Below are 26,927 nucleotides of genomic sequence, written 5' to 3' on the forward strand. Positions count from 1 at the left end.
GTTGGGATGAATTCGGCCGCTTGTTCTTTTCTGCGCCGAAGTTCCGTGATGCGGCGTACGTCAAGTGTGCCGACCCATCCTGAATCTCCGACGTTCCCAGACCCGACCGTTCAGAGGGCATACATGGTGAGTGTTCAATCGCCTCCCGGTGGCCGAGAAGTCCCCTATCTGCGCGTGCTGTTGCTGCCCGCCATGGTCTTGGCGGCCGCCACCGGAGCAGCCGCCGCCCTGGTCACGGAGCCCGCCCGCCCGGCCGTCGCCCTGTGCGGCGCGCTCGGCGTGCTCCTCGTGCTCGCCGTCTCGGCCGAGGCGGTCCGCCGCGGTCGCGTCAACAGGGCACAGAGCGCCCAATACGCCCGGCACGTAGCCGAGTTGGAAGCCCGGATAGCCGCCCAGGAACACCGCACGATGCGGGTGGCCAAGGAGGTCTTCCCGCACGCCCTGTACCGGATGTCCGCCGGCGACCGGCCCTACGACGCCGTCCGCAACACCTGCGACGCCGAACCCGAGTTCCGTGATGTCACGCCCGGCGAGCGCGAGTTGATGAGCGTGGCCCTCAAGCAGATCGACCGGGAGATCACGATGCGGGACGCGGCGCAGCGCGCCTTCGTCTCCGTCGCCCGTCGCGTCCAGGCCATCGTGCACAAGCAGGCCGAGGAACTCCGCGAGATGGAGGAGGACCACGGCCGCAACCCGGAGGTCTTCGACGACCTGCTGCGCGTCGACCACGGCACGGCCCTGATCGGCCGCCTCGCCGACTCCGTCACCGTCCTCGGCGGCGCCCGCCCCGGGCGGCAGTGGCCCAAGCCGGTCAAGCTCTACAGCGTGCTGCGCGGGGCCATGTCGCGGATCCTCGAGTACCCGCGCATCGACCTGCACGCGATCTGTGACGTGGCCATCAAGGGCGTCTCCGTCGAGCCCGTCATCCACGCCTGCGCCGAACTCCTCGACAACGCGACCCGCTACTCGCCGCCGACCACCCGCGTGCACGTCACCGCGGTCGAGGTGCAGACCGGTGTCGCCATCGAGATCGAGGACGGCGGCGTCAGCCTCAGCGAGGAGCAGCGCCGCAAGACCGAGGGCATGCTGGACAAGGCCAAGGCCGGCTACGACCTGAACGACCTCGGCGAGAACCCGCGGCTCGGCCTCGCGATCGTGGGCCGGCTCTGCGCCATGTACGACATGCAGATCTCGCTGCGCCAGTCCGCGTACGGCGGCGTGCGCGCGGTGCTCGTCGTGCCGCGCGACATGATGAGCACCCAGCACGCCCCCGGTCTCGCCCACGGCATCGGCGCCTCCGCCGTGCCCCGCGTCGACCACAAGGGCCTGCCGGTCAAGGAGGAGCCGCGACTGAAGAAGACGCGCCGCCCCACCACGGGACCCCGCCCCGTCACCGGCCCGCGCCCCTCCGCCCCGCTCGTCGCCGCCATGGAGGACGACGTACCCGTGGTCACGGAATGGCGGGCCAACGGCCTGCCGCAGCGGCGCAGGAAGTACGACACGAAGGTCATCGAGGACCAGATCATCGTGACGCCCCGCAACCCGGACCTCTCGACGCCGCCCCCCGCGGCGGAGCCCGCCCCGGCGGCGTACGGGACTCCGGCACCCGGCTCCGCCCCGCCCGGGGAACAGGAGCACGGCGGGGCCGAGCAGCCCGAACCCGGTCTGTGGGTCGAGGCGTTCATGAACGGACTGAAGCCCGAGGGGGGCCAGGTCGAGGCGGCCGACGCGGTGGGGCACGCCGCTCAGGACCCGGAGTCCTCGGCCAAGCCGCATGACGACGCGTACAACCAGCAGGTCGACGAGGGAGATCGTCAGTGATCCAGCAACGGGCCAATTTCGACTGGATGCTCAAGGAGCTCGCCGAGTGCGTGCCCAATGTGAAGCAGGTGGTCGTACTCTCCTCGGACGGGCTGCGCATCGCCCGGTACGGCGGTGACCCCGATGCCGCGGACCGGATCGCCGCCGCCTGCGCGGGACTTCAGTCCCTCGCCTCCGCCGTCGCCACGGAGATCCCGGAGAGCAGCGGCAAGATGAACATGGTCATCATCGAGGTCGACGGCGGCTTCTTCTATCTGATGGCCGCGGGCAAGGGCGCGTATCTCGCCGTGCTCGCCGACCAGTTCGTCGACGCGGGCCTCGTCAGCCACCAGATGCGCGATCTCGTCATCCGGATCGGCGCCCATCTGACGAGCCCGCCCAGGCGCAACGGCCAGACCGTATGACGCACCGTCCTCCCGAACCCCCGTTCAGGGAACCGCCGCCCAAGCGCGAACGCAGGGCGCAGCAGGGCGACGCAAAGCCCGATCCCGAGCGTCTGTACGTGATCACGGGCGGCACCGACGGAAGCGACCGCGCCCCGCTCGACCTGGTGACCCTGGTCGTGGCGCGCGGCGATCCGCCGCCGGCCTCGCCGCCCGAGCAGGCCGCCGTCATCCGCCTGTGCAAGACGCCTTTGTCGACGGCTGAGATCTCGGCCTACCTCAATCTGCCGTTCAGCGTGGTCACCGTGCTGCTCGGCGAACTCCTCGCGGCCGAGCTGGTCCAGGCGCGTGCGCCGGTGATCCGCGGCGCGGTCGCGGACCGTTCCCTTCTCGAAGCGGTGATGCATGGACTACAGAAGCTCTGACAGCACGGCCGGGTCCGACACCGCCATGAGCGTGCACATCCCGGGACCCCGGGCCGAGGAACGACTGCCCGACACCGTCACATCGGCCGTCAAGATCGTCATCGTGGGCGGCTTCGGTGTCGGCAAGACCACCATGGTCGGCTCCGTCAGCGAGATCCGGCCGCTCACCACCGAAGAGACCATGACGCAGGCGGGCATCGGCGTCGACGACAACTACGGCTCGGAGACCAAGACGGCCACCACCGTGGCCATGGACTTCGGCCGCATCGGCATCACCGAGGAACTCGTCCTGTACCTCTTCGGCACGCCGGGGCAGGAGCGGTTCTGGTTCCTGTGGAACGGCCTGTTCGAGGGCGCGCTCGGCGCCGTCGTGCTCGTCGACACCCGCCGCCTCGAGGTCAGCTTCGACGTGATCGGGCGGCTCGAGGAGCGCGGAGTGCCGTTCGTGATCGCCAACAACGCCTTCCCCGACGGGCCGCGCTACCCCACAGAGGAACTGCGCAGGGCGCTCGACCTGGACCCGCAGGTCCCCATCGTCGAGTGCGACGTGCGCCGCAGGGCGTCGAGCCGCGAGGTGCTGCTCACGCTGATGCGCTTCCTGCACGAGATGGCCCTGCACCACGCCTGACGCTTCATCAACAGACCTGTCGCCGCACGAAGTTCGCTTCTTCTTCCGTCGAACCACACCGACCGGAGCATTCCCGTGACGTCACCCTCCCAGCCTCCACAGTCGCCCACCGCATTCGACGCACTCGGAGACTCCCCGCTCGCACCGCCCGGCTGCCCCGCCCACGCCCTCGGCCCCGACGGCCTTCGCCGGCTCTACGGCCCCGAGGCGGACGCGGACCTCGCCGGTGTCTACGAGAAACTCCGCGCCGAGTACGGCCCCGTCGCCCCGGCGCTCATCCACGAGGACGTACCCATGTGGGCGGTGCTCGGGCACACCGAGAACCTCCAGATGGTGAGCACCACCTCCCTGTTCAACCGGGACTCCCGGAACTGGACCGCCGTCAAGGACGGCACCGCGGGGCCCACGCACCCGCTCGCCCCGGTCTTCACCTGGCAGCCCATGTGCGCGATGGAGGAGGGCGCCGAGCACCTGCGGCTGCGCAGCCCGGTCACCGCCGCCGTCGAGACCGTCGAGCACCGTGAGCTGCGCCGCTCCATCAACAGGGCCACGCAGGAGATCATCAACCGGTTCTCCGAGCGTGGCCGCTGCGAGGTCGTCAGCGAGTTCGCCGAGCACCTCCCGATGATGGTGATGCTGGAGATGCTCGGCGCCCCCGAGGCCTACAGCGAGCGCATCGTGCAGGCCACCCGCGATCTGCTCAAGGGTGGCGAGTCGGCGATCGCGTGCAACGAGTACCTGATGGGCATCCTGATGGACCTCGCCGTGCGGCGCCGCGCCGAGCCGCTCGAGGACGACTTCACCAGCACGTTGATCAGCTCCCCCTCCGCGCTCACCGACGACGAGGTCGCGCAGACGCTGCGGCTCATCCTCATCGCCACGTACGAGGGTTCGGCCAACCTCATCGCGAACGTGCTGCGTGTGGTGCTCACCGACCCCCGGTTCCGCGCGCGGCTCAACGGCGGGCAGATGACCGTGCCGGAGGCGGTCGAGCAGTCGCTGTGGGACGAGCCGCCGTTCAGCGCCAACATCGGCTACTTCGCCAAGGCGGACACGGAGCTCGGCGGGCAGCGCATCCGTGCGGGGGACGGCCTGATCTTCGGCATCCAGCCGGGCAACGCGGACCCGAGGGTGCGGCCCGAACCCGGCGCCCACATGATGGGCAACCGCTCGCACCTCGCGTTCGGTGGCGGACCGCACGAGTGCCCCGGGCAGGACATCGGGCGCGCGGTGGCGGAGATCGGGGTCGACGCGTTCCTGATGCGCCTGCCCGATGCCGAACTCGAGATCCCCGAGAGCGAGTTGCGGTGGACCTCGACGATCATGGGGCGGCACCTGGTGGAGCTGCCGGTGGACTTCTCGCCGCGTCCGCCGCAGGACGTGAAGTCCCAGCCGGGCCAGCTGCCGTCGCAGCGGCCGGACTGGAAGATCACTTCGGGCTCTTCGCCCATGCCACCGCCGGCGGCGACCCCGCCCGTGGCCGAGCCGACGGCCCCCGAACCTGCCGCGCAGCCGCCGTACGCGTACGCGCATCCGAACCCGCAGGGGCAGGCCAAGCCCGGGGTGTGGCAGCGCTTCCTGCGCTGGTGGCGCGGTGAGTGAGCCGGTTGCCTAGACCGGTTTCCCGGCCGGCCCCCGCTCCCACTCCTCGTACGAGGTCCAGGCCGTGAGTTCCCTTCGACTCACGAAGCGGTGCTCGCGGCCGCTCACCGGATCCGTGAACTCCAGGGTCCGGGAGAGGAGTTGCAGGGGGCGACGGAAGTCGTCGTCCGCCGCGCGCTCGGCGACTTCCGGGAAGAAGGGGTCGCCGAGGATCGGCAGGCCGACGCGGTTCATGTGGACGCGCAGTTGGTGCGTGCGGCCCGTGTGCGGGGTCAGGCGGTACAGCGCCAGGTCCCCTTTGTGCTCGGCGAGTTCGATGCGGCTCTCGGCGTTCGGCTCGCCGCCCGGCACCTCGAAGGCGGGGAGCCTTCCGGGTTCCTTCTCGATCCGGCCGCGCAGGGTGACGGGGAGCTCCACCGCCGGGTCGTACGCGGCGACGGCCTCGTACCGCTTGGTGACCCGCCGGTCGCGGAACAGGGTCTGGTACGGGCCGCGCTCCTCGGGCCGCACCACGAACAGGACGAGCCCGGCCGTCAGACGGTCCAGGCGGTGGGCCGGGCTCAGCCGCTCGATGCCGAGGTCGCGGCGGAGCCGGGCGAGCGCGGTCTCGGTGACATGGCTGCCGCGCGGCGTCGTGGCGAGGAAGTGCGGCTTGTCGGCGATCACGATGTGCTCGTCGCGGTACACGACCTCGACGGGGAACGGCACCGGGACCTCGGGCGCGAGCTCGCGGTGGAACCACACGCTGCCGCCCACCTCGTAGGGGCTGTCCGCGGTGACCGGGAGGCCGTCCGCGGTCACGAACGCCCCCTGCGCGATCATCCGGTCGATCACCGTGTCCTCGGCGGGCAGTGTGTGCACGAGGTGATCGCGGACGGTGCGCCCCGGGCCGCCCTCCGGCATCCGTACGCGGACGGCGTCGATGCCTTCGCGCTGCGGGAGCGGGGAGGGCGGCGGTGCGGGGCGCTTGCGTCTTCTCACAGAGGGAAAGGGTACGGCGGCCGGGGCCGGGGATCAGGCCTCCTGCTCGGCCTCCACCTGCGCGTTCCAGTCGCGCTTCGAGGCCTGCCAGCCGTCCTCGTTGTGCCCGAGGCGCCAGTAGCCGGAGATCGACAGGTCCTCGCGGGGGATCGCGCGGTCGATCCGCAGGTGCCGTCGCAGCTCCTTCACGAAGCCCGCCTCGCCGTGCACGAACGCCTGCGGGCGGCCCTCGGGGAAGTCGAGCCCGGTCACCGCTTCGACGAGCGCCTGCCCGATCGGGCGGCCCGCGCGGTGCAGCCAGGTGACCTCGACGGGGGAGTCGATCTTCTGCTCCTCCTCGGGGCCCTCGACCTCGATGAAGGCGTGTGCCCGCGCGCCCTCGGGCAGGGCTTCGAGGGCGGCGGCGATCGCCGGCAGGGCGCTCTCGTCACCGGCGATCAGGTGCCAGTCCGCCGTGGGGTCGGGGTGGTAGGCGCCGCCGGGGCCCATCAGGTGGATGGTCTCGCCCCCTTCGACGCCGGCGGCCCACGGCCCGGCCAGGCCCTGGTCGCCGTGCACCACGAAGTCCAGGGTGAGCTCGAGCGCCTTCGGGTCCCAGGTGCGCACCGTGTACGTACGCGTCACGGGCCACTGGTCGCGGGGCAGCTCCTCGCGGATCCTGGCGATGTCGAAGGGCTCCTCGTAGGTCACCCCGGCCGGGGCGAAGAGCAACTTCACGTAGTGGTCGGTGTGTTCGAGCTCCTGCGGGAAGTCCGCGAGCCCCTCACCGCCGAGCACCACCCGCCGCATGTGAGGTGTGAGGCTCTCGGCGCGCACGACCTGCGCGGAGCGGGCCTTGCGGGGCGGGCGTGCGGGGCGCTCGGCCATGGGCGGTCTCCCTCGAATCACAGCTAGTTAGGTATACCTAAGCTAACACCTCATTCCGAGAGGGTGCCGAGGAGCCGCTGCAAAGAACCTCCCAAGCCCCAGCGGGCCGCCAACTCCTCGAGCGCCGCGGCATCGTGCGGCGCGCGCGGCAGTGCCGTGTCCACCTCCGGCAGCGGTACGTCGCCCGCGACGCGCACCACCGTCGGCGCCACCGCCAGATACGGGCGCGCCTCGTCGAGCCGTCTGCGCTGCGTCGGCGTCAGCTTCGACTTCGGGTCGTCGACAGCCGCCATGATCCCGGCCAGGTCCCCGTAGGTCGCGAGCAGCTTCGCCGCGGTCTTCTCGCCGACGCCGGGCACGCCCGGCAGCCCGTCGCTCGGGTCGCCGCGCAGCAGTGCCATGTCCGCGTATCCCGCGCCGTCCACCCCGTACTTCTCGCGGAGCAGGTCCTCGTCCGTCACCTGGAGCGTGCCGACGCCCTTCAGCGGGTACAGCACGCGCCGCTCCAGCTTGTCGTCGACCAGCTGGAAGAGGTCGCGGTCCCCGGTGACGATGTCGACCGGGCCCTCGGCCCGCCCCGTGAACGTACCGATCACGTCGTCCGCCTCGTACCCCTCCACGCCCACGCGCGCGATGCCCACCGCGTCGAGCACGGCTTCGATGACCGGGACCTGGGGGGAGAGGGTGTCGGGGATCTCCTCCTCGTCCGGCGAGCCGGACGGCGTCTCCTCGGCGACGCGGTGCGCCTTGTACGAAGGGATGAGGTCGACGCGCCACTGGGGCCGCCAGTCCGCGTCCATGCACGCCACCAGGTGGGTGGGCCGGTGGTCGTGCACGAGCCGGGTGATGAATTCGAGGAGTCCGCGCACCGCGTTCACCGGGGTGCCGTCCGGGGCCTTCACCGAGTCCGGCACCCCGAAGTAGGCCCGGAAGTACAGGGACGCGGTGTCGAGCAGCATCAGGCGCCGGTCCGCCGCCGCTCCTGTCGTGGATGTCGTCTGGGTCACGTCCGCATCATGCCGCACCCCACTGACAGTCACCGACCGTAAGTACGCGATCAGCATGAGTGAACACGCTGTGAACTGGGTAACTCCCCCGTTTGTTTCAGATAAACGGGGGCAGGCGCCGCCACGGAGCGGTGCCGGTACGTACTTCAACTATTGAGGACGACCGGTCAAGCGGACAGATCCGTATCGCTCTACGGCCCGCCGGCGGGGGAGGCGGGCCGTGTTGTTTCGACCCGAGAGGTGTATGTGTCCAGGCTTGAAGCCGAAGACCTGTACAAGGTATTCGGCAGACGACCCGATGAGGCTGTGGAGAAGCTCCGCAGCGGTGCAGACCGTGAGGAGCTGCGCGCCGAGGGAACCACCGCCGCCGTGATCGACGCGTCGTTCACAGTGGAGTCCGGCCAGATCTTCGTCGTCATGGGTCTGTCTGGGTCCGGTAAGTCCACTCTGTTGCGCATGCTGAACGGACTCCTGGAGCCGACCGCGGGACACGTCCGCTTCGACGGACAGGACCTGACGGCGCTGGCTCCCAAGGAGCTGCGCCAGGTGCGCTCCCACAAGATCAGCATGGTGTTCCAGCACTTCGCGCTGTTCCCGCACCGCTCCGTCATGGAGAACGCGGCGTACGGCCTGGAGGTGCAGGGCGTTCCGCGTGCCCAGCGCGAGGAGCGGGCGATCGAGGCGCTGCGCCTCGCGGGCCTCGAGGGGTGGGAGAAGTCCTTCCCCGACGAGCTGTCCGGCGGTATGCAGCAGCGTGTGGGCCTGGCCCGTGCGCTGGCCACCGACGCCGACCTGCTGCTGATGGACGAGTCCTTCAGCGCGCTCGACCCGCTGATCCGGCGCGACATGCAGGACCAGCTTCTTGAGCTTCAGAAGACGCTGAAGAAGACGATCGTCTTCATCACCCACGACCTCAACGAGGCGATGCGTCTGGGCGACAACATCGCGGTCATGCGCGACGGTCGTATCGTCCAGATCGGCTCGGCCGAGGACATTCTCGTCACGCCGGCCAACGATTACGTGGCCTCCTTCACCCAGGACGTCGACCGCTCCCGCGTGCTGAGCGCGCGGGCGATCATGGCGGAGCCGGAAGACGGCTACGACATGGCCGACGCCCCGGCGAAGGTCCACCAGGACGCGCAGATCATCGAGCTGTTCACGCCGTGCTCGACGAGCGAGATACCCGTCGCCGTCGTCAACGACGACGGCGAACTCCAGGGCGTGGTGCCGCGCGAGCGGCTGCTCGCCGTGCTCGGCGAGCCGACGAAGACCGTCGAGAACGGTACGAACGGTGAGGCCGCCGGCCTCACGAAGGACGAGAAGGACGCCGTCCCGTCGCCGCGTGGCGAGGGCGACGAGTCTGCCGAGAAGGTGAATGCCGGTGCCTAGGATTCCCTTCGGTGACTGGGTCAACAGCATCGTCCAGTGGATGCTGACCCACCTCGACTGGCTGTTCGGCTTCTTCGAGGACATCTTCAACGGCGTCTACAACGGCCTGACCGAGGTCCTCCAGGCCCCCGAGCCGCTGCTGCTCGCGGGCATCTTCGCCGTGATCGCCTTCTGGCTGCGCGGCACACTCGGCGGCGTACTCACCTTCGTCGGGCTCTGGTTCATCCAGAACCTGGAGCTGTGGGACGACGCGATGATGACGCTGTCGCTCGTCCTCGTGTCGACGATCATCGCGTTGATCATCGGTGTGCCGCTCGGTATCTGGGCGGCCCGCTCCAACCGGATCAGCAACCTGTTCCGTCCGGTCCTGGACCTGATGCAGACGCTGCCGGCGATGGTCTACCTGATCCCCGCCATCCTCTTCTTCGGCTCGGGCGCCCCGGCCGGTATCGTCGCGACGCTGATCTTCGCGGTGCCGCCGGGCGTGCGCATGACCGAGCTGGGCATCCGGCAGGTCGACAAGGAGCTGGTGGAGGCCGCCGACGCGTTCGGCACCAAGCCCAGCAACACCCTGTGGCGCGTGCAGCTGCCGCTGGCGCTCCCGACGATCATGGCCGGTGTCAACCAGGTCATCATGCTGGGCCTGTCGATGGCCGCCATCGCGGGCATGGTCGGCACCGGCGGTCTCGGTGGTTCGGTCAACGAGGCCATCGGCCAGCTGAACGTCGGCCTGGGTGCCGAGGCCGGTATCTCCATCGTGATCCTCGCGGTCTACCTCGACCGCATGACGAGCTCGCTCGGCCAGCAGGTCTCCCCGCTGGGCCGCCGCGCGCTCAACAAGCTGCGGGTCACGCACGGCCTGAAGATCTGGTCCTACCGCCCCCGCCCGGCCGTCGCCGTGGTCGGTGTCGTCGTCCTCGCGCTCGTCGCGGGCGGCATGGGCATGTTCGGCCAGAACAGCGGCGGGGCCTCCCCGACCGCCACGTCCACCAACGTGGGCCAGGGCAAGAAGATCTCCATCGGCTACATCCCCTGGGACGAGGGCGTCGCCTCCACGTTCCTGTGGAAGGAGATCCTCGAGCAGCGCGGCTTCAAGGTCGAGGCCAAGCAGTTCGACGCCGGCCCGCTCTACACCTCGCTGGCCAACGGCAGCGTCGACTTCCAGACCGACTCGTGGCTGCCGACGACGCACGCCCAGTATTGGAAGAAGTACGGCGACAAGCTCGAGGACCTGGGCTCGTGGTACGGCCCCACCTCGCTGGAGCTGGCCGTGCCGTCCTACATGAAGGACCTCAAGTCCATGGAGGACTTGAAGGGCCAGGCCGACAAGTTCGACGGCAAGATCACCGGCATCGAGTCGAGCGCCGGCGAGACGGGCCTGCTGAAGAGCAAGGTCCTCAAGGAGTACGGCCTCGACAAGGAGTACAAGGTCGTCGACAGCTCGACGCCGGCCATGCTGGCGCAGCTGAAGCGCGCGTACGCGGCGAAGAAGCCGATCGTCGTTCCGCTGTGGTCGCCGCACTGGGCGTACAACGACTACAAGCTCACCAAGCTCAAGGACCCGAAGGGTGCCTGGGGCAAGGGCGACGGAGTGCACTCGCTGGCCCGCAAGGGCTTCGGCAAGGACTTCCCCGAGGTCAACAAGTGGGTCAAGGACTTCAAGATGAGCGAGAAGCAGCTCACGAGTCTTGAGGCCGAGATCAACAAGGTCGGCAAGGGCAAGCAGCAGGACGCCGTCAAGGCGTGGCTGAAGAAGAACCCCGGCTTCGTCAACAAGGTCGCCCCGGTCAAGCAGGGCGCCCCGGCCGAGGCCAAGCGCCCGGTGAACGTCGCCTGGTTCCCCTGGGACGAGGACATCGCGGTCACGCACCTCTGGAAGCACGTTCTGGAGAAGAAGGGCTACAAGCTCAACCTGAAGCAGATGGACGTCGGCCCGGTCTACACCGGCCTCGCCAGCGGTGACCTGGACGTCAACTTCGACGCCTGGCTCCCGCACGCGCAGTCCAACTACTGGGACAAGAACAAGAACAACCTCAAGGACCTGGGCAGCTGGTACAGCCCGACGTCCCTCGAGGTCTCCGTGCCGTCCTACGTGAAGGGCGTCAAGTCCTACGAGGACCTGAAGGGCAAGTCCAAGCTCTTCGACGGCAAGATCATCGGTATCGAGGCCGGTACCGGCGAGATGAGCCTGCTGAAGAAGGACGTGCTCCCGGCCTACGGCCTGGACAAGGAGTACAAGGTCGTCGACGGCTCCACGCCGGCGATGCTGGCGCAGCTCAAGCGTGCGTACGCCAAGAAGGAGCCGATCGCGGTCGTGCTCTGGTCCCCGCACTGGGCATACAACGACTACAAGCTCACCAAGCTCAAGGACTCGAAGAAGGCCTGGGGTCCCGGCGACAAGATCCGCACCATCGCCAACAAGGAATTCCCCAGCAAGTACCCGCAGCTCACGAAGTGGTTCAAGAAGTTCAAGCTGAGTGAGGACGAGCTGGCGAGCCTGGAGTCCGAGATCACGAAGCAGGGCCAGGGGCACGAGGAGGCCGCGGTCTCCAAGTGGCTCGAGTCGCACCAGGACGTCGAGAAGCGGATGACCGCTTCCTGACCACCTTGTGAGGCATGACCGGCCGTGAGGGGCGGGTTCCCGAGAGGGGGCCCGCCCCTCACGGCGTTTCCCGCGCTCACATGAAACCGCGGGGTGAACATGCGTAGGGTGCATTCAAACGAACCGGGCACATGATGAGCCGGCCGCACGAACAGGGAAACGCACAGGGCAACCGGCGGGAGGGAGCGGAAGTCGTGGACGAGCACAAGGAATCACTCCGCGTGGGCGCGGCCGTCCGGCGCCGTCGGCGTTCCCTCGAGCTGACCCTGTCGGCCGTCGCCGAGCGCAGCGGCCTGTCGGTGCCGTTCCTCAGCCAGGTCGAGAACGAGCGGGCGCGGCCCAGCCGCCGCTCCCTGGAGAAGGTCGCCGACGCGCTCGGCACCACGGCCGTCGAGCTCCTCGCCGCCGCCGACCCGGCCCGCACCGTGGACCTGGTGCGGGCGGACGATCCGTCCGTGGAGAGCCGTTCGGGGGAGGACGCGGACGGGTTCGTCGTACGGTCCCTGGTCCGCGGCCACCACCAGATGCACGCCCAGGAGTTCGTCGGCGACCACGATCCGGGCCGCGAGTTCCAGCTCCGCAACGACGTGCTGATGCATGTGACGGAGGGCGCGGTCGAGGTCGAGGCGGAGGGGCGCGCCTACCGGCTCGTCCGCGGTGACACCCTGTATCTGACCGGTGGCGTGCGGCACCGGTGGCGGGCGACCGTGCCGGACGCGCGCGTGGTGGTCGTGGCCGTCGCCGAGCACATCGACGCGGTCGACGAGCCGGGCCCGAAGTAGGCCGCGGCGCCGTGCGTGTCGTCTCGCTCGTGCCGTCGCTGACGGAGGCGGTCGCCGTGACGCTGCCCGGAGTGCTCGTCGGCGCGACCGACTGGTGCACGCATCCGGCGGGTCTCGACGTGACCCGGATCGGCGGCACCAAGAACCCCGACGTGCGGTCCGTTCTCGCGCTGCGCCCCGACCTCGTCGTCGCGAACGAGGAGGAGAACCGCGAGCCGGACCTCGCGGCTCTGCGCGCGGCGGGCGTCGAGGTGCTGGTCACCGAGGTGCGTGAACTGCCACAGGCCGTACGGGAGTTGGAGCGCGTGCTGCGGGCCTGTGGGGCGGCGGCGCGGCCGCGGTGGCTGGACGCGGCGGAGGCCGCGTGGGGTGAACTCCCGGTGCCCGAACGCCGGTTCACCGCCGTCGTGCCGATCTGGCGGCGCCCCTGGATGGTGCTCGGCCGGGACACCTTCGCGGGGGATCTGCTCGCGCGGCTCGGCGTCGACAACGTGTACGCGGACCACGCCGAGCGCTACCCGCGCATCCCGCTCGACGAACTCCGGGCCCGGAACCCGGACGTGGTGGTCCTCCCGGACGAGCCGTACCGCTTCGCCGAGGACGACGGCCCGGAGTGCTTCGAGGGGCCGAGCGCGCTGGTCGGCGGGCGCCATCTCACCTGGTACGGGCCGTCGTTGGCACAAGCGGCGGGAGAGCTCGGCGCGGCGCTGCGAGCAGCCGTCCGCTGAGCACGCCGCGCGCCGTGTGGACCGCGGCGACCGCCCAGGCCGCCACGAGACCCGCGTAGAGGACGACCGCGAGGCCGTCGAACGCCGCGAGGCCCGTGTGCTCGCCCAAGCCCTCCGCGCCGGTCACACAGGTGCCGACGGGGAAGGTGAACGCCCACCACGTCATGGCGAAACCCATGCCCCGGCGCCGAGCCCGCAGCACCATCGCGAGGGCGAGCCCCAGCCACAGCAGGGCGAAGCCCATCACCGGCACCCCGTACAGCACGGCGAACGCGGTGAAACCGTGGGCGTACGAGGCGGGGAGCACGCCGCCCGCGACGTCGGCGAACTTGTTGGCGGCCGTCGTCGACTGGCCCAGCGGGCCGAGCACGAGGAACAGCGTCGGGGTGAGGAGCAGCGGCAGCGGGCCCGCCGTGACGAGCCGCGCGAAGATCACCGGCAGCATGACAAGGGTCGCGAGCAGGCTCATGCCGAACATGGCGCAGCAGGCGAACAGGAGGGTCTGCTGTGCCTGCCCGGCCGGAAGATGCGGCACAAGCAGCGGGCCCACGGCCGCCGACACCATCGGCGCGACGACCGGCAGCAGCCACACCGGCGAGGCCTCATCGGCGGCGATGCGATGCCGGACCACCATCAGATACGGGACGGCGACCGCCGCGGCGAGACCGATGACGGTGCCGGCGACGAACAGCACGGTGTCCACGGCGACGGCCGCGTCCAGACCGAGCCAGTCCTGTCCCACGAGCAGCGTGCCCGCGCCCACCGCGAGCAGCGCCATCGACAGGCAGCCGTAGAACGGGGCGGCCGCCGGGTCAAGGAGCTGCTCCCTGGCCCGGTCGCGGTGGTGCGTCCAGTGCAGGGTGCGGGCGGCGAGGAGGACGAGGAGCAGCACGAAGGACAGGGCCCACACCACCGTGAGGGCGGTGCGCAGGCCCGGGAACCCGACGGGCAGCGTGGCGCCCGCGTTGGCGATGATCGCGGTGCCCATGACGGCGGCGTACCAGTTCGGGCCGAGCTGCCGGACGGCGGCGCGGACGCCGGTCGACGGGAGGGGGCGGGGACGGGGCGCGGGGTGGGCGGCAGTGACCATGGTTCTACGGTCCCGCCGACCGTCGGGCCCCACCAGGGACGATCTCGCTATGAGCGCATAACCTGGCCTTATGAGCCAGGAGCACACAGGGATCACGGAGCAGGCACCGGACGCGGGGCTCGCGCACCGTGTGCCCGAACTCGGCGCGCTGCAACTGCTTCTCGCGGTGGCCCGCCTCGGCAGCCTCGGCGCCGCCGCCCGCGCCCTCGGCATCACGCAGCCCGCCGCGAGCAGCCGGATCCGGTCGATGGAGCGGCAGCTCGGGCTCGCCCTCGTCGACCGCTCGCCGCGCGGCTCCCGGCTCACCGACAGCGGGGCGCTCGTCACCGACTGGGCCCGGCCCATCGTGGAGGCCGCCGAGCAGTTCGACGCGGGGGCGTCGGCGCTGCGGGACCGGCGCGACTCGCGGCTGCGGGTGGCGGCGAGCATGACGATCGCGGAGTACCTGCTGCCGCGCTGGCTGATCGCGCTGCGCGCCGAGCGGCCCGACACGGCGGTGTCGCTGCTCGCGGGGAACTCGACGGCGGTCGCGGAGCGGCTGCTCGGCGGCGAGGCGGACCTCGGGTTCGTGGAGGGGCGCACGGTCCCCGCGGGGCTCGACTCGGCGGTCATCGCGCACGACCGGCTGATCGTGGTGACCGCGCCGGGGCATCCCTGGGCGCGTCGCCGCAAGCCGCTGGCCGCGGGGGAGCTGGCCGCGACGCCGCTCATTCTGCGGGAGGAGGGCTCGGGGACGCGGCAGGTCCTGGACGCGGCGCTCGGTGGGCTCGCGCGGCCGTTGATCGAGCTGTCGTCGACGACCGCGGTGAAGTCGGCGGCGGTGAGCGGGGCGGGGCCCTCCGTGCTGAGCGAGTTGGCGGTGGGGGAGGAGCTTGCGGCGCGGCGGTTGGTGGAGATTCCGTTGGAGGGGGCGGAGCTTGGGCGGGAGCTGCGGGCGGTGTGGCCGACGGGGCATCTGCCTGTCGGCCCTGCGCGGGATCTGCTGTCGCTCACCCGGTCCGGTTGAGCCCGGTCCGGCTCCCGGTCGCGGGGCTCTGCCCCGGGCCCCGCTGCTCAATCGCCGCAGGGGCTTGATTGTTGGTCACTCGCCGTCGAGGCCGCTTGATCGCTCACTCGCCGTCGAGACCGCTTGATTGGTCGCTCGCCGTCGAGGCCGCTTGATTGGTCGTTCGCCGCCGGGTTGTGCGGGTGAAATCGGGTGGCGGGGCGGTGTTCGGTGGCGGCACCATCGGGGCATGACCTCAGCGCCCTCTGCCACCGGTGTGCGTACTCCCTGGAGTGCGCTCCCTGGGTCTGTCCGTGTCGGGGTCGAGGAGGTGCTCGGGGCGGGCATCGTGGAGGCCGTGACGCAGGGTGGGGGTTTTTCGCCCGGGGTTGCCGTGCGGGTCGTGCTTGACGACGGGCGGCGGGCGTTCGTGAAGGCCGTCAGTGCCGAGGTGAATCCCGTCAGTTCGAACTTTCACCGGCGGGAGGCGCGCAATGCCGCCGCGCTGCCCGTCGAGGTGCCCGCTCCCCGGCTGCTCGGTGTGTACGACGACGAGACCTGGGTCGCCCTCGCCTTCGAGGACGTGGCGGGACGGCAGCCCCATGTGCCGTGGCGGGAGCGGGAGTTGGCGCGGGTGCTGGACGGTGTGGGGGAGCTGGCCCGGGTGCTCACGCCCGTCCCGTTCCCCGCGCGCGCCGTCGGCGAGGAGCTCGGGGAGCGGTTCAACGGGTGGCGGGTGCTGCTCGACGAGGGGCGGACGGCGGACGCGGGCCTCGACCCGTGGGCCGTCCGCAACGCCGAGTGGCTGGCCGAACTCGCCGCGCCCTGGGGCGGTTTCGCCTCCGGTGACACACTCGCGCACGCCGATCTGCGGGCCGACAACATCCTGCTCACCGATGGCGGTGTCGTCTTCGTCGACTGGCCGCACGTCGTGCGCGCCGCCGCCTGGTTCGACCTGCTCCTCATGCTGCCGTGCGTACGGGCGCAGGGCGGGCCCGATCCCGAGGTGGTGTTCGCCGGACATCCGCTGGGGCGTGCGGCCGACCCGGAGGGTGTCACGCGGACGCTCGCCGCGCTCGCCGGGTTCTTCCTGGAGCACGCGGCCCGGCCCGCGCCGCCCGGACTGCCCACCCTGCGGCCCTTCCAGCGCGCGCAGGGCGCCGCCGCCCTGGCCTGGCTGAGGACGCGGCTCAGAAGCCGTGCGGCGTACCCGCCGCCCGTACCAGACCTTCCGTGACCCGCGCGTCCTCGCCCATCTCGGGGTGCCACTGCACGCCCATCACCCAGGACATGCCGGGGAGTTCGACCGCCTCCACCGTGCCGTCGTCCGCGTGGGCCGAGGCGACCAGGCCCCTGCCGAGGCGGTCGACCGCCTGGTGGTGGTAGGTCGGCACCTCGGCGGGCTCCGGGACGAGGTCGCCGTAGCGCGTGCCCGGCACCGGGGTGACGGTGTGGGTGCCGAAGACGCCCGTCTCCTTCACGTGGCCCTCGATGTGCTGCGTGAGCGTGCCGCCGAGGGCGACGTTGAGCAGCTGCATGCCGCGGCAGATGCCGAGCAGCGGCGTGCCGGACGTCAACGCGGCCCGGATCAGGGCGAGTTCCCAGGTGTCCCGCTCCCCGGCGGCCGGACCCGTGCGCGGGTCGCGCTCGGCCCCGTACCGGCTCGGGTCCACGTCGGGGCCGCCCGCCAGGATCACCCCGTCGAGCCGCGCCACCACCGACGGCGCGTGCTTGGGGTCGTCGGGGGGTGTCATCGCGGCGAGCCCGCCCGACTCCTGCACAAGCCGCGGGTAGCCGACGGGCAGCAGCGCCGCGGGCAGCTCCCAGATGCCCCAACTGGCCTTGTTCTCCAGGTAGGTGCTGATGCCGATCAGCGGCCTGCTCACCATGGTGTCGCGCTCCCCGATGCCGTACGTCCCGAGCACCCGAGCGTACGAGATCACGGAGCGCGCCACCGGGGCGTTCAGCATGCGGGCAGCGCCACCGGGGCAGTGTCCACTCGGCGTGCCCCGTGGCTGCTTCCCTGGTGGCGGTCCGGCGATTACGTTGTGGTTCCGGTTGACCTGAGGAGGATCTTCCCGTGGCAGACCGCACATCCCCGCTGACCGTGGAGGAACTGCACGCCCTCGTCAGCGGCGGCGAGATCGACACCGTGGTCCTGGCGTTCCCCGACATGCAGGGCCGTCTCCAGGGCAAGCGCTTCGCCGCCCGCTTCTTTCTCGACGAGGTCCTCGAGCACGGCACGGAGGGCTGCAACTACCTGCTCGCCGTCGACACCGAGATGAACACCGTCGACGGCTACGCGATGTCCTCCTGGGACCGCGGCTACGGCGACTTCGCCATGCACCCCGACCTGTCCACCCTGCGCCGCGTCCCGTGGAACGCGGGCACGGCCATGCTCACCGCCGACCTCGCCTGGGACGACGGCTCCCCGGTCGTCGCCGCGCCCCGGCAGATCCTGCGCCGCCAGCTGGAGCGCCTCGCCGAGCTCGGGCTCACCGCCCAGGTCGGCACCGAACTCGAGTTCATCGTCTTCAAGGACACGTACGAGCAGGCCTGGGACGCCGGCTATCGGGGGCTGACCCCGGCCAATCAGTACAACATCGACTACTCCGTCCTCGGCACCGGCCGCATCGAGCCGCTGCTGCGCCGCATCCGCAACGAGATGGCGGGCGCGGGCCTCACGGTCGAGTCCGCCAAGGGGGAGTGCAACCCCGGCCAGCACGAGATCGCCTTCCGCTACACCGAGGCCCTCGCCACCTGCGACCAGCACGCGATCTACAAGACCGGCGCCAAGGAGATCGCCGCGCAGGAGGGCTGCTCGCTCACCTTCATGGCGAAGTACAACGAGCGCGAGGGCAACTCCTGCCACATCCATCTCTCGCTCGCCGACGCCGATGGTGCGAACGTGATGGCCGGGCCCGGCGGGCACGGCATGTCGGAGCTCATGCGGCACTTCCTCGCGGGGCAGCTCGCCGCGCTGCGCGACTTCTCGCTCCTCTACGCGCCGAACATCAACTCCTACAAGCGGTTCCAGCCGAGTTCCTTCGCGCCGACCGCCGTCGCCTGGGGGCACGACAACCGCACCTGCGCGCTGCGCGTCGTCGGCCACGGCCGCTCGACCCGCTTCGAGAACCGGCTCCCCGGCGGGGACGTGAACCCGTATCTCGCCGTCGCCGGACTCGTCGCCGCGGGCCTGTACGGCGTCGAGAACAAGCTGTCCCTTCCGGAGGCCTGCGCCGGGAACGCCTACACCGCCGACTACGCGCACGTTCCCGCCACCCTGCGCGAGGCCGCCGAGCTCTGGGAGAACAGCCCGATCGCCAAGGCCGCCTTCGGGGACGAGGTCGTCGACCACTACCGCAACATGGCGCGCGTCGAGCTGGACGCGTACGACGCCGCCGTCACCGACTGGGAACTCCGCCGGGGATTCGAGAGGCTGTGAAAGGGAGCGCTTTGCTGCACGTACTGAACCCGGCCACGGAAGAGCTCGTGGCCACCGTCCCGCCCGCCACCCGCGAGGACGTCGACACGGCCGTCGTCCGCGCCACCGGTGCCCAGCGCGCCTGGGCGGCGCTCGCCCCCGCCGACCGGGCCCGGCTGCTGCGCCGCTTCGCCGCCACCGTCGACCAACACCTCGAAGAGCTCGCCCAGTTGGAGCTCCGCGAGGCCGGTCACCTCATCGGCAACGCCCGCTGGGAAGCCGGCAACGTACGCGATCTGCTGGAGTACGCGGCCGGCGGAGTCGAGCGGTTGACCGGGCGTCAGATCCCGGTGGCCGGCGGCCTCGACGTCACGCTCCTCGAACCGCTCGGCGTCGTCGGTGTCATCGCGCCGTGGAACTTCCCGATGCCGATCGCCGCCTGGGGCACGGCCCCGGCCCTCGCGGCGGGCAACGCGGTCGTCCTCAAGCCCGCAGAGACGACCCCGCTGACCGCCCTGCGCCTGGCCGAGCTGGCCCTGGAGGCCGGGCTTCCCGAGGGCCTGTTCCAGGTGCTGCCGGGGGAGGGGCCGGTCGCCGGTGACGCCCTCGTCGAGCATCCGGGCGTGGCCAAGATCGTGTTCACCGGCTCCGCCCGCGTCGGCAAGCAGGTCATGGCCAAGTGCGCCGACCGCGTGAAGCGCGTGACCCTCGAACTCGGCGGCAAGAGCCCGAACATCGTGTTCGCCGACGCGGACGTCGAGGCCGCGGCCCTCGCCACCCCCATGTCGTTCCTCGACAACTCGGGCCAGGACTGCTGCGCCCGCACCCGCATCCTCGTCCAGCGGTCCGTGTACGAGCGGTACCTGGAGCTGCTCGCCCCGGCCATTGAATCGGTCGTCGTCGGTGACCCGTCCGACGAGAAGACGCAGATGGGGCCGCTCATCTCGAAGGCACAGCTGGAGCGGGTGCGGTCCTACGTCCCGCTGTGCGAGCCCGCGATCAGGGGCGCGGCCCCGCAGGGCCCCGGCTTCTGGTTCCCGCCCACCGTCCTCACCGGCATCGCCCCCGACGCCCGCGCCGCCGTCGAGGAGGTCTTCGGCCCGGTCGCCGTCGTCCTCCCCTTCGACGACGAGGCGGACGCCGTGCGCCTCGCGAACGCCACCGACTACGGGCTCTCCGGCTCGATCTGGACCCGCGACGTGGGCCGCGCGCTGCGTGTCTCGGGGGCCGTCCGCGCCGGGAACCTGTCCGTCAACTCGCACTCGGCCGTGCGCTATTGGACCCCGTTCGGCGGCCACGGACAGTCCGGGCTCGGCCGTGAACTCGGCCCCGACGCCCTCGCCGCCTTCACCGAGACCAAGAACGTCTTCATCAGTACGGAGGCCTGAACCACTCATGAGCGAAGACATCATCTGCCGTCGCCTCGTCGGCCGCACCGCCGTGATCACCGGCGCCGGCAGCGGCATCGGACTCGCCACCGCGCGCCGTTTCGCCTCCGAGGGCGCGCATGTCGTCTGCGGCGACATCGACGAGGGCGCGGGCAAGAAGGCGGCCGAGGACGTCGGCGGGATCTTCGTCCAGGTCGACGTCACCGACGCCGAGCAGGTCGAGGCGCTGTTCAGGACCGCGTACGACACCTACGGCAGCGTCGACATCGCCTTCAACAACGCGGGCATCTCGCCGCCGGACGACGACTCGATCCTCGACACCGGCCTGGAGGCCTGGAAGCGGGTCCAGGAGGTCAACCTGACGTCCGTGTACCTGTGCTGCAAGGCCGCCATCCCGTACATGCGGCGCCAGGGGAGGGGCTCCATCATCAATACGGCCTCGTTCGTGGCCCGGATGGGCGCCGCCACCTCGCAGATCTCGTACACCGCGTCCAAGGGCGGCGTCCTCGCCATGTCCCGCGAGCTGGGCGTGCAGTTCGCGCGGGAGGGCATCCGGGTCAACGCCCTGTGCCCCGGCCCGGTGAACACCCCGCTCCTCCAGGAGCTGTTCGCGAAGGATCCGGAGCGGGCGGCGCGCCGCCTGGTGCACATTCCGGTCGGCCGGTTCGCCGAGGCCACGGAGATCGCGGCGGCCGTCGCCTTCCTCGCCAGCGACGACGCGGCGTTCGTGAACGCCACCGACTTCCTCGTCGATGGCGGGATCTCGGGGGCGTACGTGACACCAGTGTGAGAAGCCTGTGAGCATCGGGCTCACGCGTGTACGGTCCACTCACATGCGTAACAGACATGTTGCCGCGTGGACCTCGGTCGCGGCCGCCGCCCTGATGGCGGCCGCGAGCCTCACCACACCTGCGGCCGCCGCCACGTCCGCACGGCCCACCGCCGCCAAGTGCCCCCAGCTGTCGACGAAGCTGCCCTGGTACGGCCAGAACCGGGCCAAGCTCCAGCGCATGATCGACGAGCGGGGAAGCTGCGGCGGGCACAAGGGCCCGCGTCCCGTCGCCGCGTTCGACTGGGACAACACCGTCAGCAAGAACGACGTCACCGACGCGACCATCGCCTGGTCGCTCAGGCACGACAAGATCCTGCGGCCCGCGAGCTGGAAGAAGACCAGCAAGTGGATGACCGACGACGCCGACAAGGCGCTCACCGCCGCCTGCGGCACGGACGTCCCCGTCGGCGCCCCGCTGCCCACCTCCACCGACACCGACTGCACGGACGAGATCTTCAACATCCGTGAGTCCGGCAAGACGATGAGCGGCGCCGCCGCCTTCGCGGGGGAGTGGAACCACCGCCGCACCGTGCCCCAGTACGCCTGGGTGCCGCAGCTGTTCGCGGGCCACACCGTGCCCGAGCTGGAGTCGTACGCCGCCGCTGCCCGCGCCGAGGCGCTCGCCGCGCCCGTCGGCTCCACGCAGAAGCTGGGCACGCACACCATCCCCGGCTACGTGCGCTATTACGACCAGCAGCGCGACCTGATCCGTACGTTGCAGCGGGCCGGCTTCGACGTCTACATCGTGTCCGCCGGTTCCGAGCCGGTGACCGAGGTGTGGTCGAAGGGCGTCGGCATCGACCGCGAGCACACCATCGCGATCCGCTCCGTCCTCGACCGCGAGGGCCGCATCACCACGTACAACGAGGGCTGCGGCGGCGTCGGCGTGAACCAGGGCGAGGCCATCCCGTACATCGACGGCAAGCGCTGCTGGATCAACCAGGACATCTTCCACATCAAGGGGAAGTCGGCCTGGGAGAAGCAGCGCTGGGACAAGCGCATCGCGCTCGGCGGCGGTGACGCGGACACCGACGTGACCTTCGTCGGCGACGCGACCGGCGCGCACCTCGTCCTCAACCGCAACAAGCCCGAGATCATGTGCCGGGCCTACGACAACGCCGACGGACGCTGGGTCGCCAACCCGATGTTCATCGAGCCGCTGCCGCAGAAGACGGGCACGTACCCGTGCTCCACGGCCGGTTACAACAAGCCGGAGGGCGGCTTCGGACCGCTGCTCAGGGACGACGGTTCGGTCGTCCCCGACCAGGTCGACTCCATCCACGGATAACGGCCGGGTGTCCGGGCGGGGGCTACAGGAACGTGTAGCCCTCGCCCCGGTACGTCGGCACGGTCTCCACGACCCGGTCGCCCGACACCAGCCGAAGCGTCTCGAACCGCTCGCACAGCTCCCCGGCCTTCGCGTGCCGGAACCACACCTTGTCCCCGATGAGCAGGTCGTCCGCGGCCGAGCCGAGCAGCGGCGTCTGCACCTCGCCGGGACCCTCCTGCGCGTCGTAGCGCAGCCCCTCCGGCAGATACGGCACCGGAAGCCGGTCGCCGCCCGCCGCGCCCGAGGCCGGGTAGCCGCCGCCGAGCACGGTGACGACCCCGACGCCCGGCCTGCGCACCACGGGCTGCGCGAACAGCGCGGCAGGACGCCCCGTGAACGACGTGTAGTTGTCGAAGAGCCGCGGCACGTACAGCCCGGAGCCCGCCGCGATCTCGGTCACGGCCGCCTCCGCCGCCGTGTGCTGCACGCTCCCCGTGCCGCCGCCGTTGACGAACTCCAGGTCCGGCGCCACGGCCCGCACCGCGCGCACCACTTCGGCCCGCCGCACCGCCAGTTCCTTGCGCGCCGCCGCCTGCATGAGCCGGATCGCCCGCGACCGCACCGGCCGCCCGGCCAGCGAGTCCCCGACGCCCGCGACATGACCCTCGTACGCCATGATCCCCGCGAGCCGGAAGCCCGGGCGGCGGGTCACGACGCGGGCCAGGTCCGCGAGTTGGGAGGGCGTACGCAGGGGCGACCTCAGCGCGCCGACCCTGACCCGGCCGCCGAGCGTCCGCCACGAGGTGTCCAGCTCGACGCAGACCCGGATCTCCTCCCGGCCCCCGTCCCGCGCACCCTCGATCAGCCTGAGCTGCGCCGGGTCGTCGACCATCACGGTCACGGCCGCCGCCAGCTTCGGGTCGTGCGCCAGCTCCGCGAAACCGGAGCGGTCGGCCGAGGGATATGCGAGGAGCACGTCGTCGAACCCGGAACGCGCGAGCCACAGCGACTCGGCGAGGGTGAACGACATGATCCCGGCGAAGCCCGGCCTCGCAAGGACCCGTTCCAACAGGGCGCGGGAGCGCACGGACTTGCTGGCGACGCGGATCGGCTTTCCGGCGGCCCGGCGCACCAGGTCGTCGGCGTTGGCATCGAAGGCGTCCAGGTCGACGATCGCCAGTGGGGCGTCGAGATGAGCGGTGGCCCGGTCGTACCGGGCCCGATCGGCGGCGCGCGGTGTCATGGCCGAAGCCTGCCAGACAGGATTACCGCAGGGTAGGGGGACGGATGGTGATGGATCGGTCGATCCCGTGTGCGCGGTACGCGTTGACCTGGTCGGGCCCGTTAGAGTGACGCGCACGTTGGCTCAAGGAGACGGGGGAGGCATGAGCACGGAAGCCAGACGCGTTCCGCCGCGACCTGCCGGCCCGCCCCAGCCCACCGAACTTCCCCCCACGGCCCCACCGTTGCCCTCCACATCATCCCCGTCGCCGTCGCGGTCCGCGGCGTCGTCCTCCGCGCCCCCGCCGCCCACCGCGTCCTCCCGGCTGCCCGACGGGCCGCCGCCGAGCGACAAGGGAAAGACGCCGACGGCTTCGTCCGGAGCCCCGGACGAGGGTCGCTCCCGGCCCGTGTCGCCGGTGAGCTCCGGCGTGCCGCTGCCCCCGGAGACCCCGCCCGCGCAGCGCCGCCCCGCGCCCCCGCAGGCTCCCGGCCCGCAGCCCGCGCCCGCACCTGCGAGCAAGCCCGGTCCGCCGCCCGCGCCCGCCAAGGCGCCCGGCCCGCCGCGGGAGACCCCCGTCGAATCCACCACCCGGCTGCGCCCCGTGCCGCCCGCGCCCGCGAGCCCGCCCGCGCCTGCGAGCCCGCCCGCGCCCGCGACGCCGCCCGCGATGCCGGGGCCGCGCATACCGCCGCCCCCGCCCCAGCCGCCGCGCCGCCCCATAGGCGCGGTCGACCTCACCCCCCGCCCGGAAACCGCCGGACGGCCCTTCGTGCGGTTCGCGCCCCCCGAGCACTACGACGACCGCACCACGCTTCTGCGCCCCATCGGTGCCCGCCTGAAGCCCCGGACCGCGGCCATCGCGGCCTGCCTCGTGCTCGGCCTCGGCCTCATCGGGGGCGCCGCCACGGGCTCCCTGCTCACCGGCGGCGACAGCGGCCCCCCGTCCGTGCAGACCGCGTACCGCGAGGCGGGCCAGCTCTGGCACGGCGTCCCCGTCGACGAGCTGTTCCCGCGCACCCTCAAGGGCGGGGGCGCGGGCCCCGGCCGGGCCGACCGCACCTGGACCCGGATAGCCGTCGCCCCCGACACGACCTGCGCGGACGCCTTCGACCCGCTGCTGCACAAGGCGCTGCGCTCGGCCGGCTGCCTGCGCCTGCTGCGCGCCACGTACGCCGACGCCACGCAGAGCAGCGTCACCACGGTCGGCCTGATGTTCACCAAGGCGGACGCGGAGGCCACCCAGGCGCTGCGCTCCCGCTTCATGGAGCAGGGCCTGGACCGGCGCGACGACCTCATGCCCCGGCCCTACGCCGCCAAGGGCACCCTCGCCGCCGGCTTCGGCGACCGCCAGCGCGCGTCGTGGGCGATCGACATCCTGACCGACGCCCCCGTCGTCGTCTACGCGGTCTCCGGCTTCGCCGACGGCCGCACCGTCAGCGAGCCGCAGCCCGCCGCCGACGCCATGAAGCCCGGCGCCACCAGCGCCCCCGCCCAGGCGGGCCTCGGCCACGACGCGCAGGGCGTCGCCGACCGGATCGAACGTGACCTGCGCAAGACGGTCAAGAAGACCGCGGACCGGGACACGGAGCAGTAGCCGTCATGAAGCGTCAGCACACGATCGCCGCGATCGGCACCGCGGCCGTCCTCGCGCTGCTCCCCTCGACCGCGGCGCACGCCGACTCGGTCCGCGCCCAGCAGTGGGGCCTCACCGCGCTGCACACCGACGAGGCCTGGAAGACGACGCGCGGCAAGGGCGTCACCGTCGCCGTCCTGGACACGGGCGTCGACGACGAGCACCCGGACCTCAAGGGGAACGTGCTGCCCGGAAAGGACCTCATCGGCTTCGGCGCCGAGCGCGGCGACCGCCCCTGGGCCCGGCACGGCACCGCCATCGCCGGCATCATCGCGGGCCACGGGCACGGCAAGGACGACGGCGACGGCGTCATGGGCGTCGCCCCGGAGGCGAAGATCCTGCCGGTCCGGGTGATCCTGGAGGACGGCGACCCGTCCCGACCGAAGGCCCGCGAGTCCCGCGGCAACGCCCTCGCGGACGGCATCCGCTGGGCCGCCGACCACGGCGCCGACGTCATCAACCTCTCCCTCGGCGACGACTCGAACACCGCGCACCCCGAGGCCAGCGAGGACGCCGCCGTCCAATACGCGCTGAAGAGGGGCGTCTCCGTCGTCGCCTCCGCGGGCAACGGCGGCGAGCAGGGCGACCGCGCCTCCTACCCGGCCGCGTACCCCGGCGTCATCACCGCCACGGCCGTCGACCCGACCGGCGCCCGCGCCTCGTTCTCCACCCGCCGCTGGTACGCATCCGTCGCCGCGCCCGGCCGGGGCATCGTCACGGCCGACCCGGACCGCAAGTACTACTCGGCGTGGGGGACGAGTGCCGCCTCCGCGTTCGTGTCGGGGGCCGTCGCGCTGGTGCGCGGCGCCCACCCGGGCCTGAGCCCCGCGCAGGTCAAGAAGCTCATGGAGGACACGGCCGACGACCCGCCCGCGGGCGGCCGCGACGACTCCCGCGGCTTCGGCCTCGTCGACCCGGCCGCCGCGATCACCGCGGGCGCGAAGCTGAAGCCGCAGCGCCTGACCCCGGCCTCGTACGGCGGGAAGTACTTCGGCCCAGGGCCCGACGACGACTCCGACGGCTCGCTCGCCACCTGGGCGGGGACGCTCGCGGGCGCCGTCGGGGTGCTGCTGCTCGGCGCGGCCGGTTACCTGTGGCGCGGCCACCGCCTCATCCGCCGCCGCTGACCACCGGCACGGCGGCCCGCGCCACGTCCTCGACGAGCGCGACGCCCGCGTCCATGGTGGCGCTCCCGTGGGAGACCACGGCCAGCAGATGCCAGCGCCCGGCCACCCGGACCCGTCCGACGCTGTTGACGACCCACAGGCCCGTGGTACTGCGCGGCAGCCACCCGTTCTTCAGCGCGGCCCCGTCACCCACGGCGGACACGCCCCACACCTGATCGCCGCGCACGTTCCCCATGAGCCGCTGCACGTACGCCCGCGAGTCCTCGGCCAGCACGAGACCCCCGCCCACCCCGAAAACCTGCCCGAGCAGGGCGAGTTGATCGTCCGCGGTGGTCTGCGTGAGCCCCCACAGCCCGTCGGCGCCCGCACGGGTCGCGGTGAGCCCCAGCCGCTCGTTCGCCGCGTCGAGCCCGTCGGCCCCGCCCAGCTGCTCCCAGAGCGCGGTCGTCGCGTCGTTGTCGCTGCACTCGATCATCGCGGCGGCGCACGCACGCTCCCGCGCGGTCAGTGCCCGCCCCTCGTCCTGCGCCCGCAGCAGCAGCGCGGCGAGGACGTCGACCTTCACGATGCTCGCGGTGGCGTACGTCCCGTGCCCCGGGGCGTACGAGGCGGTCGTCCCGGCGGCCTCGTTCAGAACGGCGACGGAGACCCCGCCCGCGTGCCCGCGCACGACCGCCTCCACCGCCCCGGCCAGCTCGACGTCCCTGCGCACGGCCACGGACGACCTCCCTTTCGGTC

The 26,927-nt window shown here is 71.6% G+C and carries 24 protein-coding genes; 17 read left to right on the forward strand and 7 right to left on the reverse strand.

The features are described from left to right. The first annotated feature begins 123 nt into the window (after positions 1-123). From ACNYS0_RS32240 to ACNYS0_RS32260, 5 genes are all read left to right on the forward strand, one after another. Complete coding sequence (locus ACNYS0_RS32240; protein ID WP_422478613.1) at positions 124-1,821, forward strand: ATP-binding protein; 1,698 nt, start codon at positions 124-126, stop codon at positions 1,819-1,821. Further along, positions 1,818-2,225 carry a roadblock/LC7 domain-containing protein gene (locus tag ACNYS0_RS32245; RefSeq protein WP_266721521.1) on the forward strand — a complete coding sequence of 136 codons (408 nt, stop codon included), beginning with the start codon at positions 1,818-1,820 and terminating at the stop codon, positions 2,223-2,225. Before ACNYS0_RS32240 ends, ACNYS0_RS32245 begins: the two co-directional genes overlap by 4 nt. Beyond that, a complete protein-coding gene (locus ACNYS0_RS32250) occupies positions 2,222-2,629 on the forward strand; it encodes a DUF742 domain-containing protein (protein WP_422478615.1) in 408 nt (135 codons plus the stop codon). Before ACNYS0_RS32245 ends, ACNYS0_RS32250 begins: the two co-directional genes overlap by 4 nt. Then, on the forward strand, positions 2,610-3,257 hold the full coding sequence (locus tag ACNYS0_RS32255) for a GTP-binding protein (RefSeq protein ID WP_422406224.1): 648 nt from the start codon (positions 2,610-2,612) through the stop codon (positions 3,255-3,257). Before ACNYS0_RS32250 ends, ACNYS0_RS32255 begins: the two co-directional genes overlap by 20 nt. A 75-nt stretch (positions 3,258-3,332) precedes the next feature. Beyond that, positions 3,333-4,859, forward strand: a complete 1,527-nt coding sequence (locus ACNYS0_RS32260; RefSeq protein WP_422478617.1) for a cytochrome P450 family protein — start codon at positions 3,333-3,335, stop codon at positions 4,857-4,859. 9 nt (positions 4,860-4,868) lie between these two features. Here the strand turns inward: ACNYS0_RS32260 and ACNYS0_RS32265 are convergent, their stop codons facing one another. Genes ACNYS0_RS32265 through ACNYS0_RS32275 form a run of 3 tightly spaced genes read right to left on the reverse strand, consistent with a single transcriptional unit; the run spans position 4,869 to position 7,666 of the window. Then, positions 4,869-5,840 carry a pseudouridine synthase gene (locus ACNYS0_RS32265; protein WP_422478619.1) on the reverse strand — a complete coding sequence of 324 codons (972 nt, stop codon included), beginning with the start codon at positions 5,838-5,840 and terminating at the stop codon, positions 4,869-4,871. Positions 5,841-5,873: 33 nt separating this feature from the next. Further along, positions 5,874-6,707 (reverse strand): siderophore-interacting protein, encoded by an 834-nt coding sequence (locus tag ACNYS0_RS32270; RefSeq protein ID WP_422478621.1) that lies wholly within the window; start codon positions 6,705-6,707, stop codon positions 5,874-5,876. Positions 6,708-6,757: 50 nt separating this feature from the next. Further along, entirely contained in the window at positions 6,758-7,666 is a 909-nt protein-coding gene (locus ACNYS0_RS32275; RefSeq protein WP_422482836.1) for a 5'-3' exonuclease, read from the reverse strand. Between the two features lie 294 nt (positions 7,667-7,960). Between ACNYS0_RS32275 and ACNYS0_RS32280 the strand changes: the two genes are divergently transcribed. The 4 genes from ACNYS0_RS32280 (at position 7,961) to ACNYS0_RS32295 (ending at position 13,215) form a co-directional block, all read left to right on the forward strand. Next, positions 7,961-9,103: a quaternary amine ABC transporter ATP-binding protein gene (locus ACNYS0_RS32280; RefSeq protein WP_422478623.1), complete on the forward strand. Its 1,143-nt coding sequence runs from the start codon at positions 7,961-7,963 to the stop codon at positions 9,101-9,103. Further along, complete coding sequence (locus tag ACNYS0_RS32285) at positions 9,096-11,705, forward strand: ABC transporter permease/substrate binding protein (protein ID WP_422478625.1); 2,610 nt, start codon at positions 9,096-9,098, stop codon at positions 11,703-11,705. Before ACNYS0_RS32280 ends, ACNYS0_RS32285 begins: the two co-directional genes overlap by 8 nt. Before the next feature lie 194 nt (positions 11,706-11,899). Continuing rightward, the gene (locus ACNYS0_RS32290; protein ID WP_422406218.1) at positions 11,900-12,487 is read left to right on the forward strand and encodes a helix-turn-helix domain-containing protein; all 588 of its coding nucleotides are present in this window, start codon (positions 11,900-11,902) and stop codon (positions 12,485-12,487) included. Between the two features lie 11 nt (positions 12,488-12,498). Then, positions 12,499-13,215 (forward strand): helical backbone metal receptor, encoded by a 717-nt coding sequence (locus ACNYS0_RS32295; protein ID WP_422478627.1) that lies wholly within the window; start codon positions 12,499-12,501, stop codon positions 13,213-13,215. Here the strand turns inward: ACNYS0_RS32295 and ACNYS0_RS32300 are convergent. Further along, positions 13,142-14,305, reverse strand: coding sequence for a TDT family transporter (locus tag ACNYS0_RS32300; protein ID WP_422478629.1), 1,164 nt, complete (start codon positions 14,303-14,305; stop codon positions 13,142-13,144). The two genes, ACNYS0_RS32295 and ACNYS0_RS32300, sit on opposite strands and share 74 nt — an antisense overlap. 70 nt (positions 14,306-14,375) lie before the next feature. On the opposite strand from ACNYS0_RS32300, the gene ACNYS0_RS32305 reads away from it, so the two are divergent. Beyond that, positions 14,376-15,311 carry a LysR family transcriptional regulator gene (locus ACNYS0_RS32305; protein ID WP_422478631.1) on the forward strand — a complete coding sequence of 312 codons (936 nt, stop codon included), beginning with the start codon at positions 14,376-14,378 and terminating at the stop codon, positions 15,309-15,311. 229 nt (positions 15,312-15,540) lie between these two features. Further along, a complete protein-coding gene (locus ACNYS0_RS32310) occupies positions 15,541-16,527 on the forward strand; it encodes an aminoglycoside phosphotransferase family protein (protein ID WP_422478633.1) in 987 nt (328 codons plus the stop codon). On the opposite strand, the gene ACNYS0_RS32315 is transcribed toward ACNYS0_RS32310, so the two are convergent. Further along, positions 16,481-17,179: a gamma-glutamyl-gamma-aminobutyrate hydrolase family protein gene (locus tag ACNYS0_RS32315; protein ID WP_422482837.1), complete on the reverse strand. Its 699-nt coding sequence runs from the start codon at positions 17,177-17,179 to the stop codon at positions 16,481-16,483. The two genes, ACNYS0_RS32310 and ACNYS0_RS32315, sit on opposite strands and share 47 nt — an antisense overlap. A gap of 191 nt (positions 17,180-17,370) precedes the next feature. On the opposite strand from ACNYS0_RS32315, the gene ACNYS0_RS32320 reads away from it, so the two are divergent. Genes ACNYS0_RS32320 through ACNYS0_RS32335 form a run of 4 tightly spaced genes read left to right on the forward strand, consistent with a single transcriptional unit; the run spans position 17,371 to position 22,222 of the window. After that, the gene (locus ACNYS0_RS32320) at positions 17,371-18,735 is read left to right on the forward strand and encodes a glutamine synthetase family protein (RefSeq protein WP_422478635.1); all 1,365 of its coding nucleotides are present in this window, start codon (positions 17,371-17,373) and stop codon (positions 18,733-18,735) included. Positions 18,736-18,746: 11 nt separating this feature from the next. Continuing rightward, entirely contained in the window at positions 18,747-20,102 is a 1,356-nt protein-coding gene (locus tag ACNYS0_RS32325; protein WP_422478637.1) for an aldehyde dehydrogenase family protein, read from the forward strand. A gap of 7 nt (positions 20,103-20,109) precedes the next feature. Beyond that, a complete protein-coding gene (locus ACNYS0_RS32330; RefSeq protein WP_422478639.1) occupies positions 20,110-20,892 on the forward strand; it encodes a 3-oxoacyl-ACP reductase in 783 nt (260 codons plus the stop codon). Positions 20,893-20,935: 43 nt separating this feature from the next. Beyond that, positions 20,936-22,222 (forward strand): haloacid dehalogenase-like hydrolase, encoded by a 1,287-nt coding sequence (locus ACNYS0_RS32335; protein ID WP_422478641.1) that lies wholly within the window; start codon positions 20,936-20,938, stop codon positions 22,220-22,222. Between the two features lie 22 nt (positions 22,223-22,244). Here the strand turns inward: ACNYS0_RS32335 and ACNYS0_RS32340 are convergent, their stop codons facing one another. After that, positions 22,245-23,447, reverse strand: a complete 1,203-nt coding sequence (locus ACNYS0_RS32340; RefSeq protein ID WP_422478643.1) for an amino acid deaminase/aldolase — start codon at positions 23,445-23,447, stop codon at positions 22,245-22,247. A 409-nt stretch (positions 23,448-23,856) separates the two neighbouring features. Here ACNYS0_RS32340 and ACNYS0_RS32345 point away from each other — a divergent pair, with 409 nt between their 5' ends. Both ACNYS0_RS32345 and mycP read left to right on the forward strand, forming a co-directional pair. After that, positions 23,857-25,023: a hypothetical protein gene (locus ACNYS0_RS32345; protein WP_422478645.1), complete on the forward strand. Its 1,167-nt coding sequence runs from the start codon at positions 23,857-23,859 to the stop codon at positions 25,021-25,023. Positions 25,024-25,028: 5 nt separating this feature from the next. After that, a complete protein-coding gene (gene mycP / locus ACNYS0_RS32350; protein WP_422478647.1) occupies positions 25,029-26,189 on the forward strand; it encodes a type VII secretion-associated serine protease mycosin in 1,161 nt (386 codons plus the stop codon). Here the strand turns inward: mycP and ACNYS0_RS32355 are convergent. After that, positions 26,173-26,907, reverse strand: coding sequence for a serine hydrolase (locus ACNYS0_RS32355; protein WP_422478649.1), 735 nt, complete (start codon positions 26,905-26,907; stop codon positions 26,173-26,175). The two genes, mycP and ACNYS0_RS32355, sit on opposite strands and share 17 nt — an antisense overlap. Positions 26,908-26,927: the final 20 nt, after the last annotated feature.

Origin of the sequence: Streptomyces anthophorae, assembly GCF_049310305.1 — a bacterium.
GTDB lineage: Bacteria > Actinomycetota > Actinomycetes > Streptomycetales > Streptomycetaceae > Streptomyces.